Below are 15,225 nucleotides of genomic sequence, written 5' to 3'. Positions count from 1 at the left end.
AATAGGACATGAAGAGACCTTGAACATAAGAAGTACAGGGCAGATAGCAACAATAAATTCAGGCAAATGGAAGCTTCCTTTGCCTGAATTTATAAGTCTTAAGAGCCGACCTGTTTTTCTTTTATTTCGGCTAGAGTTTTACAATCGATGCACATAGTTGCAGTAGGACGTGCTTCCAAACGACGGATGCCTATCTCAATGCCGCAGGTGTCGCAATAACCATAATCATCTTCTTCGATTCGTTCCATCGCTTCACGGATTTTTTTAATCAGCTTACGCTCACGGTCACGAGTACGAAGTTCCAGGCTGAATTCTTCTTCCTGGCTAGCCCTGTCACTAGGGTCTGCAAAGTTAGATGCTTCTTCCTGCAGGTGGTGGATTGTGCTATCAACCTCCTCCATTAGTTCCTGTTTCCAGGCCAGAAGAATATGACGGAAATGATCTTTTTGAGCATCATTCATGTATTCCTCACCCTTTGCCGCCTCGTAAGGTACAAAGTGGGTGAATTGTGTGTTGCTAGTGTTTGGCATGTGGCGCCTCACTTCTCCGAAATGACCGGGTTTTGGACTATAAACCGGCAACCCAATTACAGTTGATTCCATTACTTCCTGAGATCAGAAGGTTGGAGAAACTACCAGAAGATACGGTATTAGGCTAGTACTGATCTGTAAAAAGTAAAGAGAGTTGTAAGTATTCTTGCAAGGTAGCATCCCTCTACTAGGGACAATAAGTATGTTTAAGCAAATATTCGATACAACTTATGTATAATGCTCTGGTTAATCGAGCAGGAGTTTAAAATGGATAGTCAGTGGACTGGGCGCGCGCGCGAAATGGAATCTTTTAAAGTAATGGACTTACTGAAAAGAGCCAAGGAATTAGAGGCTCAAGGCAACGATGTTGTGCATATGGAAGCAGGTGAGCCTGATTTTAATACGGCCCCGCTTATTAAAGAGGCGGCGCATCGGGCTATCGATCAAGGTCTCACACAATATACGCCGGCAGCGGGAATTCCTGAACTACGCCAAGCCATATCGCGCTTCTATAAATATCGTTACGACTTGGATATCGCCGCTGAACGGATAGTCGTTACTTCGGGTGCATCAGGTGCGTTGCTATTGGTATTTGGTCTGTTAGCTGACCCTGATACTAGCTTTATGATGAGTGATCCGGGCTATCCGTGTAATCGTCAAATTTTACGAATGTTAGAGGCGCGTGGACAACTCGTTCCGGTTTCGGCGGAACAGAATTTTCAGCTTACACCTGAGTTGATTCGCCAAGAGTGGAATGAAAGTACAGCCGGAGTTTTGTTGGCGTCGCCAGCCAACCCAACAGGTTCTGTATTACATCGTGACGAGCTGGCGGCTATTGCTGAAGTAGTAAGAGAAAAGCAGGGGGCTTTAGTGGTGGATGAGCTGTACCACGGCCTTACCTATGGCTTTGATGCGCCATCGGTATTGGAAGTTGACCCTAATGCTTTTGTTATTAATAGTTTCTCTAAATATTTTGGTATGACTGGCTGGCGCTTGGGTTGGGTCGTTGCTCCTGAAGCGGCGGTACCCGAAATAGAAAAATTGGCACAAAATGTATATATTTCACCAACAACGGTATCGCAATATGCAGCCGTAGCGGCTTTTGAGCCTGAGACGTTGGCGATTCTGGAAGAGAGACGTCACCAGTTTGAGATACGCAGAAATGTGCTGGTGGATGGTTTAAGAAAACTAGGTTTTAAAATTCCAGTCATGCCGGAAGGTGCATTTTATGTTTATGCGGACGCATCGCATTTAACGGATAATTCATTCGATTACTGTTGGAATGTATTGGAAGAGTTGCATGTTGCGGTAACACCCGGCCTAGATTTTGGCTCATACCGGGCAAATCAATTCATTCGTTTTTCATACACCACTAGTCTGGATCGTATTGAACTTGCTTTGAGCAGGCTCAAAGCAAAAATTAATGGCTAATTTTAAGTTGAGGGCAGGTTTACCCAAATTTGCCCTTGATCTATTTTAGTTGGAATAGATGTAAGCATTTCTCCTGGGCAAGGTCCTGCAATACATTCACCATCTTCGATGCGAAACAGAGCCCCATGGGTAGCGCATTGGATAAAGTTTTTATCTAGATCGAGAAACTGATCGGGCTGCCACTCTAATGGAACTCCGCGATGCGGGCATTGATTCAGATAGACATGAATATTATCGTGTTTATTCACCGCCAGTAGGGAGATATCGTTCAGTTGGAAGCCTTTTGAGGTATCTGTGGGTAATGTGTCGAGAGAGCAAAGTAATTGCATATCGAGTCTCATGTGGGGAAAAGTGAATCCAGCGCGTATCATGATGAAGAGCATTCAACCATGGGCTGTGCATAAGTGTTTATAATGCGGGCCTATGATACTGCCTGATGAAGCGGGAATACAGCGTGCTACTTAATCATTATTCGATGCGTTTTTTGCTGTTATTACTGTGCTCGGCAGGTGTTCATGCATTGTTTATTTGGTCCCAACAAAGTTCTGCACAAAGCTCTGGCCATGACCTGGCCGCGGTGTCCTCCCAAAGTATTAGATTAAATAGTCGCTTAACCAACGTACCAAAACTTGACGCCCCTCCCATAGAAGAAAAGGCTGAACCGCAACCGCAACCGCAACCGCAACCGCAACCGCAACCGCAACCGCAACCGCAACCGCAACCGCAACCGCAACCGCAACCGCAACCGCAACCGCAACCGCAACCGCAACCGCAATCTAAGGTGGTTAAAGCGGCTCCTGTTGTGCAAAAAACAATGTCAAAACCGCTCGAACCAGTACACTCTCAAAGCAGCACTAACGATAGTAAAGTGGTCGCAAAAGCATCTATTGATCATGCGACAAGTAGTAATGATTCTGTCCAGAAAAGCGCTAATCTTGATCAATCAGTATTTGTCATAGACTATCGAGCACTAAATTACCGAGAGGTGCCAGTTCAACCTAATTACCCCCGTATGGCTACACGAAGGGGATTAGAAGGCATGGTCATGCTGGTCTTGCATATCAGTTCTACAGGCTTGGTAGAGCGCGTGGTAATTGACACAAGCTCAGGATATTCGATACTTGATAAGGCTGCAGTGAAAGCTGCCCGTCAATGGCATTTTGTGCCAGCTGTTCGGGCAGGCAAAGCTGTAGCAGCACAAGCAAGTATTCCGGTGCGTTTTTCTCTTGTAGGAAGAAAATAATGTCGAATGCGAGAGCCAAAGCTAGTTTCTGGGTTGTGGTGCTGATGTTATTGCCGCTAATGGTGTTGATGTCTTTGTTAAATGGCTCATCGGTTCTTCCTCTGACAGATTTGTGGGAGGGGAGTGATTTAACACGTCGCATTCTTTATGAGCTGCGCTTACCAAGAATTCTAGTTGTTATGCTTTGCGGCGGTTTGTTAGCGATCTCTGGTGCTGTGGTGCAGGCTTTATTTCGTAACCCGTTGGCTGACCCTGGTTTAATTGGTGTGGCTGGTGGTGCGGCATTAGCTGCAGTGACATGGCAAGTCGTTGCGTCTGCAACCTTGGGTGCGAGTGTGTGGTTGTCGGCAGGCATGCCGCTGGCTGCATTTTTGGGCGGCATGCTCGTTACTTTTCTAGTGATACGTATTGCACGAAGCGCATCGGGGATCTCATCCCTAACGTTACTGTTAACCGGTATCGCCATTAATACTATTGCAGGTGCGGGTATTGCTGGGCTCAAATACATATCAGATAGTATGACCTTGCGACAAGTAACGTTCTGGTTGATGGGTAATGTACAGGCAGCCTCTTGGTGGGCAGTGTTATTGCTGTTGATCATCAGTAGTGTCTTTGTTCCTGTACTGGTTCGCCATGCAGCAGCACTGAACATACTCTTACTGGGTGAACAGCAGGCGATGCTATTAGGAGTGGATGTAGACAAGACTCAACGTCGTTTGGTTGTGATAACCGCACTGATTGTCGGTGCAGTGGTGTCTATGGTGGGTTTAATTGGTTTTGTGGGCTTGGTTGTACCGCATTTGGTTAGGCTCATTAACGGGCCAGACAACCGCTTTCTGTTGCCAATGTCTTTTTTAAGCGGTGCTCTATTGTTGTTAATTGCTGATCTTGTGGCGCGTAATGTAGCCGCGCCGGCTGAGTTGCCTATTGGTTTGATTACTGCTCTGATCGGTGGGCCGGTATTTCTCTTTATGATTAGCTATCGACAACGGGAGCGTGGTGCATGTTGAAAGCTGAATCATTAGTGGTAAGTCGTTATGGAAGCACCTTGCTAAATGATATTAGTCTCGACATAAAACCGCAGGGCTTACATGTTATTTTAGGCCCTAATGGAGCAGGAAAAAGTAGCTTACTTAAAGCCTTAGCGGGGTTGCTCAAAGCAGACGTTGGTAAGGTGTTATTAGATACTGTAGATATTCACAATATTGGAATAAGTGAGCGCTCACTTATTCTATCGGTGTTGTTACAAGAGCAACCACTTGATTTCTCTTTTCAGGTACAAGAAGTGGTTTCTATGGGCGCTTATCTAGTTGATAAGACATTACAGTCGCCTGATAACGCGATAGTTGATGCTATGAAAGCAATGGATGTTATGCATCTTGCAAAGCGTGACTATACAACATTATCCGGTGGGGAAAAGCAACGTACCCATTTAGCACGGCTATTGGTTCAGGTAACTAAAAACACGCTATATGTGCTGCTGGATGAGCCATTAAAAGCGATTGATTTGAAGCACCAAATTGCCGTTATGCAGCAGCTTAAACAGATGGCCAACGAGGGTAAAGGGGTGTTGCTAATTGTGCATGATTTGTCGTTAGCCGCGCAATTTGCCGATAAGGTAACTCTGATGGATAAAGGACAAATTGTCCAAACTGGCACGTCGAATGAAGTGATGCAGCCTGAAATACTCTCGTCGGTGTTCCAAACCCAAATTAATAAAACAGAAGCTTTTGGCCAGACGCTCTTTTTTGCCCAGCCTAGCGCTCTATCTGAGCGGTAAGCTTTAAATTTTAGGTTCTAAATCGTAAACTCTAAGGCTCTACCAATCCTTGGGCAATAAGCTGACTCACCACAATATTGATGGCATCATCGCTATCAGTATCAATCTGTAAGCTACTTTTTAGTTCTGCATCCGTCAGTTTTTGCTGATGTTTTAATTGGTTCTGCATAACAGAAATATCAGCATCTGAAGCGTCTCCGCCTTCTTCACTGCGCCTTGCCAGTCGTGCTTCTATTAATTTTGGCTCGCAATAACAGCTGATGATACGCATAGGAATATCAAGAGAGATAGCAAGATCCATATAGCTTTGGCGGGTGCGTTGTCTAATAAAGGTAGCATCAACAATAACGGAGTACCCGCTCTTTAAGAGGGCTGTGGATAAGTTTAATAAGTGTTGAAAAGTACGCGCGTTCATCTCTTGACCATAAAGGTCCAGATGCTCGCCGCGCAGGCAAAGTTCGCGGTAAAGACGTTTTCGTTCCACGTCAGAGCGTATTCTTATACAGTCCAGCCTTTCAACCAATTGGCTGCACAGATAACTTTTGCCACTACCTGATACACCATGCATCAAGAATAACGATGGCTTCTTTTGATGGGCATAAGACTTGGTTAATAGCAGATAACGTCTAAACGTTAGGATATCTGGATTATCGCCGAGCATAGAGACTTTAGCGCGTACCATCGAACGATACGATTTATAAAAGTTGAGAAGGGTTAGCCCTTCGTAGTCCCCAGTAAGCTCGAGATAACGGTTAAGGCAGCGGTTTGCCCAACGATATTGGCCCTTCACTTCTAAATCCATAAGAAGGAACGCTAAGTCACAAATGGTGTCTATCCAACGAAATTGCAGATTAAATTCAATGCAATCGAATAGGCGCAGTTGACCATGATAGAGGGCAATATTGCCTAAGTGAAGATCGCCGTGGCATTCGCGAATGTAGCCATCTTGTTTACGACGTTTGATTGACGCTTCTAACTTTCGAAACTGTTGTGAGGTGCGTTGCGAGAGAAACTGTAATTGCTGCCAATCGTGAGCTTCTAGCTGATGCTCGCTGATGTGCTGGTAATTATCTGAAACAACGCCCCAGATAGTGTCAGACTCGCCCCATGGGCTGTTTTGTGCGACACGAGGAGTACGGGTATGAAAATGAGCGATCTGTTCAGCCAACATATCGATCCATGCTGGTTCAAATCGTTGCCGATCAAGGATAAGATCCAGCCGCAGTTCAGAATCAAACTGATACATTCGTACGGCATACTCGAATGGCTCATCTTCGCCGAGTTGTGAAGCTTCTATTAATTGCGGCTTTTCAGGCGAACCAACGATAGCGATTAGCGTATCATAGATATCTGGCGCTAAGCGTTGGTTCAAACGTAGCTCTTCTTCGCAAAAGTAGCGGCGTTGCTTCAGCGTTGTAAAGTCGAGGAAACCAAAATCGACAGGCTTTTTTATTTTATAGGCATACTCGCCGGTTAATAAAAGCCAAGAGATATGTGTTTCGATAACACGTATCGGCGCTTCTACCGAGTGAGGGTAAAATGAGGGGCAAGTGAGCGCTGTAATCAATTTGGCTAGCATGTAACCTTCGATATTGTCTGAAAAGTTAAGGAATTATACGGGCTTGATGAACAAAAAGAGAACACCAGCAAAAAAACGTCTCGAAAAAGAAAGGCAAAGCCGCAGGTTAAGAAAAGCCTATGGCGTTCTTTTGGCGTATTTTTACTAAAATTGACCTTAATTGGCGCCGTAATAGGCTCTATTGGGTTGATATACCTTGATGCTCAAATACGCCAGCAATTTGAGGGAAAACGCTGGGCTTTGCCTGCAAAAGTCTATGCTCGGCCATTAGAGTTGTACTCTGGACTAACCATCTCCACCAAAGATGTGAAGGTTGAGCTTGCTGGTTTAGGTTATCAGCTCGTCTCTAAAGCATCACAGCCAGGACAAGCTGAAATAGCTAAAAGACGCATACGCGTTTATACGCGAGGGTTTGAGTTTCCTGATGGGTTGGAGCGTTCTCAAAAGCTGCTATTAGATTTTAAGGGTGAGCAATTATCCAGAATTCGAAATAGCAAAGGACAAACGGTTAACTTAGCACGTCTTGAACCAGTGCTAATTGGCGGCATTTATCCGCAAAATAATGAAGACAGGGATCTGATTCGTTTAGACGAAGCGCCGACTAGCCTAACCGATGCGCTAATCGCTATTGAAGATCAGAGCTATTATGAGCACTTTGGTGTATCGCCTAAAGGTATTGCCCGCGCTATGTGGGTCAACCTTCGTGTTGGGCGCTTTGTGCAGGGTGGTAGCACGCTGACTCAACAGTTGATTAAGAATTTTTATCTGACATCTGATCGAACGTTGGCACGGAAATTAATGGAAATTCCAATGGCGATTCTATTGGACTTTCACTACAGCAAAGATGAAATTTTAGAGGCCTACCTTAACGAGGTCTATTTAGGGCAGGAAGGTTCTCGTGCTATTCATGGTTTTGGTTTAGCCGCACAGTATTACTTCTCTCAACCTCTGCAAGAGCTCCAATTATCACAAGTCGCACTATTAGCTGGCATGGTTAAAGGCCCTTCTTACTACGATCCGCGTCGTCACCCCGAGCGTGCCAAAAAGCGCCGTGACCTAGTATTAAGAGTACTGCGTGACGAGGGCAAAATCAGCGAAGATACGTACCAAAAGACCATTAAAAAATCGCTAGGTGTTGTTAAGCAGAAAAGCTTACTAAAAGGCGCGTATCCTGCGTATCTGGACTTAGTTAAACGCCAACTACGTGAAAGTTATCACGAGGAAGATTTGCGCACAGAAGGGCTACGAGTCTTTACGGGCTTGAACCCTATTGTGCAAGCAAAGGCCGAAACTGCACTGGTCAGCACGATAAAAAGCTTGGAAAAACGTTACGGAAAGCGTGCAGCTGATCTTGAAGGCAGCATGGTAGTGACGGACCCACAAACCGGTGAAGTACTGAGCATCATTGGCGGAAAAAGTACCCGATATGAGGGCTTTAACCGCGCACTTGATGCTGTCAGGCCGATTGGATCTTTAGTCAAACCTGCAGTTTATTTAACGGCATTGGAAAATGGATATTCATTAGTATCGCCGTTAGATGATGAGCCCGTATCTGTTGAAATGCCTAGTGGGCAAGTGTGGGAGCCGCAAAACTTTGATAAAAAATCTCATGGTGTAGTGCCTCTACACCATGCATTAGCGCGATCTTATAACTTATCCACAGCTAATCTTGGCATGTCATTAGGTGTTAATAAAGTGATAGGCACCATGCAAGACCTCGGTGTCAGCCGTGAGATGGATGAATATCCTTCGCTGTTACTCGGTGCTCAAGGCTTACCTGCAGTTGAAGTCGCAACTATGTACCAGACAATTGCTGCTAATGGTTTTCAGATGCCGTTGCGAGCTATACGCATGGTGACAGATAGCCAAGGTATGGAGTTATCCAGATATCCTTTTAAGGTGAAGCAAACCGTTTCTGCTGAAAGTGTTCATCTCCTGCAGTATGCAATGCAAGAAGTTGCCCGTGAAGGTACCGCGCGTTCGGTTTATTCACACTTGCCATCCAACCTAAATGTGGCAGGCAAAACGGGTACCTCTAATGATCAGCGCGATAGTTGGTTTGCAGGCTTTACCGGAAGCCGCTTGGCGGTTGTATGGCTAGGACGAGATGATAACAGCGCCTTGCCGTTTACAGGGTCAGGTGGTGCACTTAAAGTTTGGACTGCCTACATGAAAGCCGACAAGCCAGAGCCGTTCCAAGCACCCGTGCCAGAAGGGGTGGAATACCTCTGGGTTGATAAGGAAACAGGTTACTTATCGGATGAGCGTTGCCAAGGTGCTATCCCCGTTCCTTTCCAGAATGGTAGTAAACCGCAGTATCGAGTTGATTGTGGAGTAGAACCTGTTCAGAATAGCGAATCAAAACCACTTGACTGGTTTCGGCGTTGGTTTAGGCAGGAGTGAGAATGAATTTTAATACACAGATGAAGCTAGTCGCTATGAGTGCCTTAGTCGTTTTGACGGGTTGTACAACGCAAGGTATTTACAATACACCTATTGAGGACCGCTCAACAACGCGACCTCAGCAGGAAAGTAACGGCGTCGTTACACCGGTAGATATCACTACAGGCGTTACGGTTACCCCTGTCGCTCCGTCACCGGTTTTTCGTCCACAACGTGGTGACAACACCAGTGAAGAGAATAGCGTAGGAACGTCAGTCCCTGTTGCCCCTAAAGTAGTTTTACAGTCTAAGCAAAACCCTGCTGCTGTTGCACTGCTTGCTACGGCGCGCAAGCAAACTAATAATGGTCAATTACGTTCGGCGCAAACTAGTTTGCAACGTGCACAGCGTATCGCCCCTAAAGATCCAGAAGTGTATTACTCCCTAGCTGACACGCACCGACGTTTAGGTGAGTTTTTACAAGCCGAGCAAGTCGCCCTTAAAGGCGTAGGAATAGCGCAAGGGCAGAGCACTAAACTACGTCGCTTATGGCAGTTGATTGCTTCTATTCGCACGGATGCCGGTGACCTAGAAGGGGCTGATAAAGCAGCTGCCGTAGCAAGACGCTATTAGTAAGCAATGTAAAGCAGCTAGATATCTGTAGGGTTTAGCTATTTGAGAAAGGCCATTGGATGAGAATTCAATGGTCTTTTTTGTTGGAGGGGCTAATGCTATTCATTAAATACCGCACTTTGCAGTGTGGTATTTGTTTTAAGCAGCATATGAATACTTACATGCTAGTAGATACCGCTCCCTGATTTTGAAACAAAGAAATAACTTCCCTCGTCGCTAATCCTAAAGCCACAAGGCTAATCGCTAGTAGGCCATCGCTGAACAGGGCATTTTGATACTCTGGTAATATAGAAAGCGTTCCGTAAACAGCCACCGATAAACCCGCTAACAGTGCGCCGACTAACCCTAGCAGACGAATATTTGCTTGGCTGTAGCGAACAAAGGCTAGCAGCAGTGCCACGGATGTGATTCCTGAGAGCACCATTGCGTACTGCTCACCAAATTCGGCTCTACGTGCTAACTCAAACATCGCAATTAACACCAACACCCATCGGCCCCAGCCAGCGCGAGACCAGAACTTATTAAAGCTGGTGGCTAGTAATAGAGAGGCAATTAGCGGAATCGCTAAATAATCTTTCATATTGCTGAGCAGGCGTTGTAGGGTTTGTGAGTTTTGACTTTGTTCGCTGATGAGTAGCTGGCCAGCGGCAGAGGCTAATATCAATACGATACATAACAACAGTAGCAGCACGAGTGATCTGTTATTGCTGGTTAGCGTTTTTGGTTGGCGAAACAACTGAGCCGCGTAAAAAACGCAGCTCAGTATGATTGCCAGGTTAGCAAAGGTCGCCATCATCTAAGCTTTTTTAGCAAAGGTATCAAACACACGTCCCGCTGCTGCAATGGTGCGATCCAAATCTTCTTCAGAAATAGCTGCTGACATAAAGCCTGTTTCGTATGCAGAAGGGGCTAGGTAAACGCCTTCTTTGAGCATGCCTTGGAAGAACTGCCCAAAGCGTTCAGTATCGCAGGCCGTTGTTTGTGCAAAGCTGCTGATATTTTTTTGATCTGTGAAGAATATTCCAAACATGCCGCCAACAGCGGTTGTTGTAAATGGAATACCTTTTGAGATGGCCATGGCTTCTAAGCCTTGCGTTAGGTAATCAGTTTTAGCCTCTAGCTGATCATGAATGCCCGGTGTCGCTGTCAGAGCGTTTAGCATGGCTAAACCTGCATTCATCGACAACGGGTTTCCTGATAGGGTGCCCGCTTGGTAAACCGGCCCTAAAGGCGCGATCTGTTCCATAATTTCGCGTTTGCCACCAAAAGCACCGACGGGCAAGCCGCCACCGATAACTTTACCTAATGTTGTTAGGTCTGGTTTGATGCCGTAATAGGCTTGGGCGCCGCCTAAGGCAACACGGAAACCTGTCATTACTTCATCAAAAATAAGTACCGTGCCGTATTCGTCACACACTTCACGCAAGCCTTCAAGGAAGCCTTCTTTAGGTGGTATACAGTTCATGTTGCCGGCAACCGGTTCAACGATGATACAAGCAATCTCGCTGCCGACTTCTTCAAATGCTTGGCGAACATTTTCGATGTCATTGAATGTTAGTGTGATGGTGTGTTCAGCGATAGATGCCGGTACGCCCGGTGAGTTGGGCTCGCCCAGTGTTAGTGCGCCTGAACCTGCTTTTACTAGCAGTGAGTCAGAGTGGCCATGGTAGCAGCCTTCAAACTTCACGATTTTATCGCGGCCGGTATAACCACGTGCTAAGCGAATAGCACTCATGGTCGCCTCAGTGCCTGAACTGACCATACGGATCATTTCGATAGAAGGCATTATTTCACATACTTTATCAGCCATCTGAGTTTCGATTTCGGTCGGTGCACCAAATCCTAAACCGTTATCTAGTACGCTTTTAACTGCATCAATAACTTCAGGCAGAGCATGACCTAAAATCATTGGGCCCCATGAGCCGACATAATCGATATATTGATTATCATCTTCATCAAAAAGATAAGCGCCTTGCCCTTTTTTGAAAAATACCGGTGTGCCGCCCACGCCTTTAAATGCGCGAACCGGCGAGTTTACACCGCCGGGGATGTGAGTTTGGGCTGCTTGAAAAAGATCTTCTGAACGTGACATGCTGATGAACCTTCTTTATTCATTCCAGTTGAAAGCGTGGGCAAATGCCTCGGCTTGCTGTGTGATTGACTCTGCGGCAAAAAGTGAGTGCACTACGGCAATCATATCAGCCCCTGCAGTAATCGTTTGGCTGGCATTATCCACAGTAATTCCTCCGATCGCCACTATTGGACAAGAGAGTATTGATTTGGCTTCGCCTAACAGCGAAAGCGGTGCCGGTTTTGCGTTAGGTTTGGTTTTTGAGGGGAAAAAAGCACCAAAGGCTACATAGTCTGCGCCAGCTAACGCGGCGCTGTTGGCCAGTGATAGTTGGTCGTGGCAAGTCACGCCAATGATGGCGTTAGCCCCCAATGTTTGGCGTGCTATTTCTATCGCCGAATCTTTCTGCCCAATATGTACTCCATGCGCGCCGCATTGATGTGCCAGTTGCACATCATCATTGATTACAAATGTACGGTTGTGTGCGCGGCATAATTCATTGAGTAAACGTGCTTGGCGATAGCGCTTTTCAGTATCAGAGGTTTTATCTCTGTATTGAATAACGTGAGCGCCGCCAAGAATCGCCTGTTGAACATACGACAATAATGTCTGATCGTCAGGCATGAGGGTATTATCAGTAATGGCGTACAGGCCGTGTAGTGGATTCATAGAGTCTGCTTATGTGTATAGTAATATTCAATCTGTGCGCGCGAGAGTATACCCATGATCTCGCCTTGGTTACTGGTGATACACAGGTTGGCGATGTTTTGCTCATTCATCTTTTGTAAGGCTTCATAAAGTGTTGCCCTAAAGCTGAGTGTCACAATATTAAAGCGCTCAGCAGGAATTTCCAGTAGGTTAATCGGCGGCTGTGGTTCTAATGATGCTTCTGGCTGTATTGCCTTCTCCTGATCTTGCTGGGCTTGGCGTGTTATATGGTCTTGTAAGTCGTTGGGTAGCATGATGGATGTGGCAGGTTGCCCTACTTCCTGTAAAAGAATCCAGCGGGGCGCTTCTGCCAACACCTCCTGTGCGGAGGAGGTGTTGATTAGATGATTAGTCGCGACAAAGTTTCTTTCCATTAAACTGGCGGCGGCTGCTCGGGACAATGCTTGAGCAATTGGCTCTTGGCGGTAATCGAGTCCTTGAGCTTGTAATGAAGATAGAAAGATCGAAGGCAGGTTAAATAGGTAGCGAACAGTTAGGTTACTGATGACGATAGCAATCATGCCAGGAAAGATAATGTTCGGGTTTCCTGTCAGTTCGAGTAATGCCACCAGTGCCGCCAAAGGTGCATTGAGTACGGCACCCATCATGCCCCCCATACCCAGCATGACATATAAGCCGACATGCGATACGTCCATATCGGTGGACCAGTCACCGATAATGCCGCAAATCCCTCCGATAATAGCACCAATAAAGAGTGTAGGTCCTATAAGCCCTGCCGGAATGCCTAAGCCAAGAATAAAAGGAGTAAGCAGCAGCTTAACTAACAATAACCCACACAATAGTTGGATATCTAATCGCCCCCAGAGTGTTTCGGTGATGGTGTCATAACCAATGCCCATCACTTCTGGGTAAAGTATAGCGGCTAAGCCTGTGAGAATACCCGCTAACATAAAGCGTACAGCAACCGGCCAGTGTGCGAGTTTATAGGCGGATAACAATATGTGATTAAAAACCGCGGCACATAAACCCACAACAACGCCTAGCAACATGACCCATGGTACTTCGGCTAATGTATTGATCTCAAAGGAAGGCACATCAAAAACATTTTCATGCCCTAAGATGCTTCGCATAACAATATCGGCAGACACAGCAGCAACAATGACGGGTGTAAAACCGATGACGGTATACTCCAGCAGAATCACTTCCATCGCGAAGATAACACCGGCTAATGGTGTGTTAAAACCTGCTGAAATAGCCGCTGCAGCGCCACAACCAATTAATAGGCGCAATGAGTTATTGGGCAGCCGTAAACGTTGACCTATGAGGCTACTACAGGCAGCACCGAGAAAGATCGAAGGGCCTTCACGACCCACAGAGTGTCCGCTGACTAAAGCAATGGTGGCAGACAAGAACTGCATGACAATACTTCTGCCCGGGATATGGCCCTGATAATAGGAGAGGCGCTCAAAAAGGTTGACCATACCAACTTGTTTGGCGGCTTGTGGCCAGAGATAAAAAATTAATATAAGGAGGCAGCTTCCTATAATGGGCCATAACAAATGCTGTGTGGTAGATAAACTTTCGAAGTTGTCAGCTTGGCCCAACCAGTAGGTGAGTGGTAACTCAACGGCCATACGAAAGAGGACCATCAGCAAGCCGGTTATTACCCCGGATAGCATCCCCAAAATAACAAGTTGAGGTAGTGCGTCATAGTGAGCTAAGCGCTCCCGAAAATACTGCAATGATAAGTGGTATTTCTGCATTGAGTTTTTTAACCAACTGCTGATAGTTTTTACGACCCTTGAACGGTATTATAAGTTAACAGTTTTTGCATGCCGATGAGAGGTTAAAGTGATTAATGTAGGTATCGTAGGTGGAACAGGTTATACCGGTGTAGAACTTTTAAGGTTGCTCGCCAATCATCCTGATGTGGACGTGAAAGTAATTACTTCGCGTTCAGAAGAAGGTGTTTATGTGGCTGATATGTTTCCGAACCTTCGTGGGCATTATGATCTGCAGTTTACCGTGCCGGATGCCGATACACTTTCTACGTGTGATGTGGTGTTTTTTGCTACGCCACATGGTGTGGCTATGGGGATGGCTCCTGAGCTGATCAAAAGGGGTGTGCGGGTTATTGATTTGGGTGCAGATTTTAGAATTAAAGATGTTGAGCTTTGGTCACAATGGTACAAGCTTGAACATACTTGCCCTGATTTAGTTGAAATGGCTGTTTATGGTTTGCCTGAGATAAACCGTGAACAGATCAAGACGGCACAGCTTATTGCGTGTCCTGGTTGTTACCCAACAGCTACTCAGCTTGGTTTCTTGCCATTGCTAGAAAATAAACTGATTGACCATCGCCGTTTGATTGCTGATTGTAAGTCGGGTGTTAGTGGTGCAGGCCGTGGTGCCAGTGTTGGTGCTTTACTTTGTGAGACGAGTGAAAGCATGAAGGCCTACGGAGTTCCTGGCCATAGACATCTCCCTGAAATTCGCCAAGGTTTATCAGAGGCCGCAGAGCGTCCAGTTGGATTGACGTTTGTTCCGCACCTCACGCCGATGATTCGAGGAATTCATTCTACCTTGTACGCGACGCTTAAAGACCCGCAAGATGGGCTTCAGGCACTGTTTGAAGAGCGTTATAAGGATGAACCATTTGTTGATGTATTGCCTGCGGGTAGCCATCCTGAGACTCGCAGTGTGAAAGGTTCTAATATGTGCAGGATCAGTGTTTTCCGTCCACAAAACGATGACACGGTCGTTGTTTTATCAGTCATTGATAATTTAGTTAAGGGTGCTGCAGGCCAAGCTATTCAAAATATGAATATCATGTTTGGCTTTGAAGAGACTGCAGGCTTATCTTTTGTTGGTCTTATGCCATGATACTTGACTAAATTGCTTGGTTAAT

The 15,225-nt window shown here is 46.0% G+C and carries 14 protein-coding genes; 7 read left to right on the top strand and 7 right to left on the bottom strand.

Annotated elements, in window-relative coordinates:
• Positions 1-98 precede the first annotated feature (98 nt).
• On the bottom strand, positions 99-530 hold the full coding sequence (gene dksA / locus NEJAP_RS18700) for an RNA polymerase-binding protein DksA (protein WP_028470601.1): 432 nt from the start codon (positions 528-530) through the stop codon (positions 99-101).
• Positions 531-797: 267 nt separating this feature from the next.
• On the opposite strand from dksA, the gene NEJAP_RS18695 reads away from it, so the two are divergent.
• The gene (locus tag NEJAP_RS18695) at positions 798-1,961 is read left to right on the top strand and encodes a pyridoxal phosphate-dependent aminotransferase (RefSeq protein WP_201348602.1); all 1,164 of its coding nucleotides are present in this window, start codon (positions 798-800) and stop codon (positions 1,959-1,961) included.
• A 2-nt stretch (positions 1,962-1,963) separates the two neighbouring features.
• Here the strand turns inward: NEJAP_RS18695 and NEJAP_RS18690 are convergent, their stop codons facing one another.
• Entirely contained in the window at positions 1,964-2,290 is a 327-nt protein-coding gene (locus tag NEJAP_RS18690) for a Rieske (2Fe-2S) protein (protein WP_201348601.1), read from the bottom strand.
• Positions 2,291-2,397: 107 nt separating this feature from the next.
• On the opposite strand from NEJAP_RS18690, the gene NEJAP_RS18685 reads away from it, so the two are divergent.
• From NEJAP_RS18685 to NEJAP_RS18675, 3 genes are read left to right on the top strand one after another with little or no spacing between them, the layout of a single operon-like run.
• A complete protein-coding gene (locus tag NEJAP_RS18685) occupies positions 2,398-3,204 on the top strand; it encodes an energy transducer TonB (RefSeq protein ID WP_201348600.1) in 807 nt (268 codons plus the stop codon).
• A complete protein-coding gene (locus NEJAP_RS18680; RefSeq protein ID WP_201348599.1) occupies positions 3,204-4,214 on the top strand; it encodes a FecCD family ABC transporter permease in 1,011 nt (336 codons plus the stop codon). The genes NEJAP_RS18685 and NEJAP_RS18680 overlap by 1 nt, the downstream gene beginning before the upstream one ends.
• Complete coding sequence (locus NEJAP_RS18675) at positions 4,208-4,984, top strand: ATP-binding cassette domain-containing protein (RefSeq protein WP_201348598.1); 777 nt, start codon at positions 4,208-4,210, stop codon at positions 4,982-4,984. Before NEJAP_RS18680 ends, NEJAP_RS18675 begins: the two co-directional genes overlap by 7 nt.
• A 31-nt stretch (positions 4,985-5,015) precedes the next feature.
• Here NEJAP_RS18675 and NEJAP_RS18670 read toward each other — a convergent pair whose 3' ends face one another.
• Positions 5,016-6,563: an AAA family ATPase gene (locus NEJAP_RS18670; RefSeq protein WP_201348597.1), complete on the bottom strand. Its 1,548-nt coding sequence runs from the start codon at positions 6,561-6,563 to the stop codon at positions 5,016-5,018.
• A gap of 186 nt (positions 6,564-6,749) precedes the next feature.
• On the opposite strand from NEJAP_RS18670, the gene mrcB reads away from it, so the two are divergent.
• Together mrcB and NEJAP_RS18660 are read left to right on the top strand one after the other, a co-directional pair.
• Positions 6,750-8,966 (top strand): penicillin-binding protein 1B, encoded by a 2,217-nt coding sequence (gene mrcB, locus NEJAP_RS18665; protein ID WP_236590997.1) that lies wholly within the window; start codon positions 6,750-6,752, stop codon positions 8,964-8,966.
• 2 nt (positions 8,967-8,968) lie between these two features.
• Positions 8,969-9,577: a tetratricopeptide repeat protein gene (locus tag NEJAP_RS18660; protein WP_201348595.1), complete on the top strand. Its 609-nt coding sequence runs from the start codon at positions 8,969-8,971 to the stop codon at positions 9,575-9,577.
• 157 nt (positions 9,578-9,734) lie between these two features.
• Here NEJAP_RS18660 and NEJAP_RS18655 read toward each other — a convergent pair whose 3' ends face one another.
• The 4 genes from NEJAP_RS18655 to NEJAP_RS18640 are packed head-to-tail and all read right to left on the bottom strand — an operon-like array spanning position 9,735 to position 14,080.
• On the bottom strand, positions 9,735-10,370 hold the full coding sequence (locus NEJAP_RS18655; RefSeq protein WP_236590996.1) for a hypothetical protein: 636 nt from the start codon (positions 10,368-10,370) through the stop codon (positions 9,735-9,737).
• Positions 10,371-10,373: 3 nt separating this feature from the next.
• Positions 10,374-11,669, bottom strand: a complete 1,296-nt coding sequence (gene hemL, locus NEJAP_RS18650; RefSeq protein WP_201348593.1) for a glutamate-1-semialdehyde 2,1-aminomutase — start codon at positions 11,667-11,669, stop codon at positions 10,374-10,376.
• Positions 11,670-11,684: 15 nt separating this feature from the next.
• Positions 11,685-12,317: a thiamine phosphate synthase gene (gene thiE, locus NEJAP_RS18645; RefSeq protein ID WP_201348592.1), complete on the bottom strand. Its 633-nt coding sequence runs from the start codon at positions 12,315-12,317 to the stop codon at positions 11,685-11,687.
• Positions 12,314-14,080 carry a chloride channel protein gene (locus NEJAP_RS18640; RefSeq protein ID WP_201348591.1) on the bottom strand — a complete coding sequence of 589 codons (1,767 nt, stop codon included), beginning with the start codon at positions 14,078-14,080 and terminating at the stop codon, positions 12,314-12,316. Before NEJAP_RS18640 ends, thiE begins: the two co-directional genes overlap by 4 nt.
• An 88-nt stretch (positions 14,081-14,168) precedes the next feature.
• Between NEJAP_RS18640 and argC the strand changes: the two genes are divergently transcribed.
• Positions 14,169-15,200 carry an N-acetyl-gamma-glutamyl-phosphate reductase gene (gene argC, locus NEJAP_RS18635; protein ID WP_201348590.1) on the top strand — a complete coding sequence of 344 codons (1,032 nt, stop codon included), beginning with the start codon at positions 14,169-14,171 and terminating at the stop codon, positions 15,198-15,200.
• The last annotated feature ends 25 nt before the right edge of the window (positions 15,201-15,225 follow it).

The organism is Neptunomonas japonica JAMM 1380, from assembly GCF_016592555.1.
GTDB lineage: Bacteria > Pseudomonadota > Gammaproteobacteria > Pseudomonadales > Balneatricaceae > Neptunomonas > Neptunomonas japonica_A.
This window is presented reverse-complemented; position numbering and strand designations above follow the sequence as displayed.